Source organism: Bacillus horti, assembly GCF_030813115.1.
Lineage (GTDB): Bacteria > Bacillota > Bacilli > Caldalkalibacillales > JCM-10596 > Bacillus_CH > Bacillus_CH horti.
In genome coordinates this window covers 1-4089 of sequence record NZ_JAUSTY010000040.1, presented here as the reverse complement: position 1 = coordinate 4089, position 4089 = coordinate 1, and the positions used below count along the sequence as shown (strand labels likewise).

Annotated in this window: 5 protein-coding genes, 3 tRNA genes and 1 rRNA gene; all 9 read right to left on the bottom strand. The window is 38.1% G+C overall.

The window, feature by feature from the left end; translation table 11 throughout:
* Nucleotides 1-75: 75 nt before the first annotated feature.
* Nucleotides 76-150: transfer RNA gene (locus J2S11_RS22150), tRNA-Glu, on the bottom strand.
* 153 nt (nucleotides 151-303) lie between these two features.
* Nucleotides 304-397, bottom strand: a tRNA-Ser gene (locus tag J2S11_RS22145).
* Nucleotides 398-399: 2 nt separating this feature from the next.
* Nucleotides 400-474 (bottom strand) — tRNA-Asn (locus J2S11_RS22140).
* 175 nt (nucleotides 475-649) lie between these two features.
* Nucleotides 650-787: a YfhD family protein gene (locus tag J2S11_RS22135; protein ID WP_307398375.1), complete on the bottom strand. Its 138-nt coding sequence runs from the start codon at nucleotides 785-787 to the stop codon at nucleotides 650-652.
* Between the two features lie 167 nt (nucleotides 788-954).
* The gene (locus J2S11_RS22130; protein ID WP_307398373.1) at nucleotides 955-1665 is read right to left on the bottom strand and encodes a DUF2179 domain-containing protein; all 711 of its coding nucleotides are present in this window, start codon (nucleotides 1663-1665) and stop codon (nucleotides 955-957) included.
* A 133-nt stretch (nucleotides 1666-1798) separates the two neighbouring features.
* Nucleotides 1799-1969, bottom strand: a complete 171-nt coding sequence (locus J2S11_RS22125; RefSeq protein ID WP_307398371.1) for a DUF1328 domain-containing protein — start codon at nucleotides 1967-1969, stop codon at nucleotides 1799-1801.
* A 434-nt stretch (nucleotides 1970-2403) separates the two neighbouring features.
* Nucleotides 2404-2925 carry a hypothetical protein gene (locus tag J2S11_RS22120; RefSeq protein WP_307398369.1) on the bottom strand — a complete coding sequence of 174 codons (522 nt, stop codon included), beginning with the start codon at nucleotides 2923-2925 and terminating at the stop codon, nucleotides 2404-2406.
* A 183-nt stretch (nucleotides 2926-3108) separates the two neighbouring features.
* The gene (locus J2S11_RS22115; RefSeq protein ID WP_307398367.1) at nucleotides 3109-3666 is read right to left on the bottom strand and encodes an AAA family ATPase; all 558 of its coding nucleotides are present in this window, start codon (nucleotides 3664-3666) and stop codon (nucleotides 3109-3111) included.
* Nucleotides 3667-3994: 328 nt separating this feature from the next.
* Nucleotides 3995-4089 (bottom strand): 5S ribosomal RNA (gene rrf / locus J2S11_RS22110); the annotation flags it as partial.

Below are 4089 nucleotides of genomic sequence, written 5' to 3'. Positions count from 1 at the left end.
GAACTCGCTTCCTTGTTTCTGCACCTTCGGGAGAACCCTTGGTGAGAATCCCTAACTACTTCATTTGAATAAAGATGGTGACCCGTAGGGGATTCGAACCCCTGTTACCGCCGTGAAAGGGCGGTGTCTTAACCACTTGACCAACGGGCCATATTATTTGTTGAAAAACTTTATCCGCACAAGCATCTAATGGCGGAGAGAGAGGGATTCCGACGCGAAGCTAGTCCCGTGAATCACTTCTTTGCTTCTACACCTTCGGGAGAACCCTTAGGTGAGAATTCATTATCCGCTTAATGCATCTAATGGCGGAGAGAGAGGGATTCGAACCCTCGAGACGGGTTAACCCCGCCTACACGATTTCCAATCGTGCTCCTTCGGCCAGCTCGGACATCTCTCCACTGGCTCCGCAGGTAGGACTCGAACCTACGACCGATCGGTTAACAGCCGATAGCTCTACCACTGAGCTACTGCGGAAAAGTGTCGTGTCAATTAGCAGCGACATGTACTAGAATATCACAGATATTATCTATAGTCAACAGCTTTTTGAAATTAATATCCTCCATTTTTTCACTTCTTTTTTTTCGCCATTTTTTGATCTATTTCGACTACAAAAATGCATAAGGGCACCGCTTTACACGGTGCCCGAGAGTTAATCCTTTTCCTGACGTTTATCTGCCTTTTTAGCACGCTGTAATGCCTTCAGGTCTTCACGATCAGCATACTCCATTGAGAATTCAACACTTTCGTTCTTGGCAATAGGAAGTTGTTGTCTCGACTTCTTGGCCATGAAAGTTTCCTCCTTTAGAGTTAAAGAATTAACTTTCCTTACAAGCATTTGTTATTAATCATCAATATATACTGGTAAAAATTCCACTTCATATTTTGGCATGATAGTAGAGAATTCTTATCTACTAAGTCCATATGTAGCATCTCTTAAATCTTAAGTTTACAAGCTTAATCTTTCTCACTTTTCGGCTTATCGTTATAGTTAATTTTTATATCTTGTTTCTGATTTTGATTTTCTGCGGGATTCTGATCAACTAGCTCTGAGAGCTCTTCAGACTGCTCTAAAACCTCCTGTACGCTTTCTTCGGTGACACCAGGTAGATTTTCTTCATTAACAATCGTATACTCCTCACCCTGCTCCTGAGCATGTTTTTTTAGACCTTTAACCCAGAACCCTCCATGAAAATGTCTAGGCTCGTGAGAAATGATAAATGCCTTTGGATCATACGCCACAATAAGATTGTATAACTCTTCTTGGGCCTTACGACGAGTAAGGATCTCCATCATCAAACGCTTCCCATCTCTTCCTTCTCCCATCCACGTTGTAACACCATACCCCTGATCCCTTAAAAATTGAGAAAAGGGCTGGTCAAAGCGATTTGTTATTACTTTTACAGTCACATAGCCAAGGGCAAGCATTTCCTCGATTTTAGTCCCTACAAGAACTCCTATTGCATAGCCTACTGCATAAGCAATAAGGTTTTGGATCTCATTCAGATTATCTAAAACAAGCCCTAAACCAATTACATAAATCAATACCTCGATTGAACTTAGGGATGCTGCCAAATATTTTTGACCCTTCAAAGTCAAAATCATTCGGATTGTAAAAAACGATACATATACGATATTAATACTCAAAATAATCAATACCATTACCATGCCTAATAGCACCACCTAAAACGTGTTTGAAAAAATAAAAAGTAGTTGAGAACCAACCACTTTTAAATTCAACCTATTTGATACAAGCTTTTATCATCATCCTATCATGATTTTTTATTAAAAGCCATATCAGCTAAAAGAGCGTGCCATTTATTAAACCAATCACTAACATAACTAAGAATATGATAACAAATATAGTAAACAAAACTCTTGCGATACCAATTGTAATACCCGCTATTGACCTCAATCCAAGTAAGTAAAAAATAGCTCCTACAACCAGAAAAATCAATGCCCACTTTAACATACTGATCGTGCCTCCTTATGCTCCATTAGAAGTTCAGTCAGATCACTTCCACTCCTATAGAGAGCATCCTATTTTATTGTTATATGCAATTTAAGCAGAACTTCTATACTTTAAGTATGATCTACCTTGTTTGTTCGCTTTAGTGTTACTTTGGTGTTTTCTTGTCTCTTCTTTTTGGTTTTCGTTTTTCGTTTGTTCTTCTTAATAATCGTTTTTCCCCTCAAGCTCAACATCTAAACCAATAATTTAGGAAGCATGTGAAGAGCATAACAGGTCGGATTAGAGTCACTTTTGTTATGCAGTAGTATCATTAGTGGAAATATTGTTATTAAAAAGAAGCCCTCTAAGGGGCTTCCAATATTAAACTTTCTGATGAGGTTGGACATTGTTGAGTAGCAATCTTTTTAGACAAATAAGCTAACTCTTCCTGTATATCAGGACTGTATGTCTTGAGTAAACGTATGTGTTTTTCTGGTTCTTACAACAAATTGGGTAACATCAGTTATGTCACCGCGTTCTACACTGACTACCAGCGTCTTTTGTTTATCGAATACAGTCGGGCAGTTATAATCATCAGTTATCTTTTCCTGCAGAGTGATAAATATACTTTTACGATCAGCCCCTAGGTCCATAGAATTGAGATGCACGTCACAGAACTCAGATTCATAGATCTCAAAAACAAAAACTATATGTTCACTCCCTTCTATTTCTAAAGGGGAGTCCGTTAACTCGTTTGACTGCCACCACTCATTAAACATACTCACATTTTTGAACACATTTAAGTTGACTTGTTCTTCCTCAGGAATAGCTATTGGCTGTTCAATCTTTGATGTTTCATTTAGAACAACCTCATATGGGACTAGCACGACTTTGTCTGGATCTTTTTGATTACAACCTGAAAACAATATACATGCAAAAATTAAAACAAACATAATAAATATGCTTTTCTTCAACATGATCACTTCATTTCAATCTAGTTTAATCGAAATTAGACGATTACCCTGGAATACCTAAGTACTCAGGATTTTCTTTTTTAACCTTCTATATTACTTTCAATAACCCTTCATAATTTCTATTTTTTATAAAATTATGAATTATTTTTTTGTGGAAACAGTGCATAATTTCATATTTTTCTTACTCTAATCGAACTCACCCTTGATTATATTTGCCACTTCTTCCGCATCTAAGTTTGTATTATCTATCTTAATATAGTTTAAACAATTGATCTCACCTTCTAAAGAATTCAACCTGTATTTCTCCATCGACTCTTTTAAATCATTTTCAGACCATTCCATATTCCTCTTTGATGGCTTATGTTCAAGTCTATTAGAACTTTTATTACGCTCGAGTCTTTCCACCATATCAGCCTCAAGCTCCACAATGTAAACAATACCTCCCCTAGATTCAAATAATTGAGCAACTTGATTTATATAATCCCAATCATCTTGCTGATCAAATGCCCAGACGTAAGTAAAAATTAATCCATACATACTGCTCTTTGATACTTCTTCAAATATTTCTTGACGAAAAACGCTCACTAATCTCTTTCCTTCTCTAGTGCTATAATCAAAGAAATTACTAACCAAATCAATGGTCATATGATTATGAAAAAGCTTCAGATTTGTTATCTTTGCTAGTTCCTGTCCAACTGTCATTTTACCAACTGCTTGAGGTCCGATTAACAGAACAAGTTTCATAAAACTTACCACCTTTATTTTATCTTGTTGGATATTTTATTATAAATTTACATTAATCCTTAATATAAAGTTCTTCATAAAAAAAGCCCCTAGGATAAACTCCTAGAGACCCTTCTTGCCCGACAAACGTCCTCCCGCACCGAGCGACACTTCCCCTGCCCACGCTCCGAGGTCGGCATCGGAACCTTCCTCTAATCATGGATGCCCTTCTCCGAGTTGGCTGCGATTCAGGGTTCCGCATGCTCTTCTAGCGAATGACGAGAGTGGACGTCCTTCTTAGAGTTTTCGCCAACAAAAAAACGACTTCTCAATTGAAGTCGTTTGGTTGGCCCGGCAACGTCCTACTCTCCCAGGGGTAAAACCCCAAGTACCATCGGCGCTGGAAGGCTTAACGGTCGTGTTCGGTATGGGAACGCGTGTGAC

Coding starts and splice junctions, on each gene's coding strand:
- J2S11_RS22115 (WP_307398367.1), bottom strand. CDS start 3,666: ATGAAACTTGTTCTGTTAATCGGACCTCAAGCAGTTGGTAAAATGACA.
- J2S11_RS22130 (WP_307398373.1), bottom strand. CDS start 1,665: ATGGTAATGGTATTGATTATTTTGAGTATTAATATCGTATATGTATCG.
- J2S11_RS22135 (WP_307398375.1), bottom strand. CDS start 787: ATGGCCAAGAAGTCGAGACAACAACTTCCTATTGCCAAGAACGAAAGT.
- J2S11_RS22120 (WP_307398369.1), bottom strand. CDS start 2,925: ATGTTGAAGAAAAGCATATTTATTATGTTTGTTTTAATTTTTGCATGT.
- J2S11_RS22125 (WP_307398371.1), bottom strand. CDS start 1,969: ATGTTAAAGTGGGCATTGATTTTTCTGGTTGTAGGAGCTATTTTTTAC.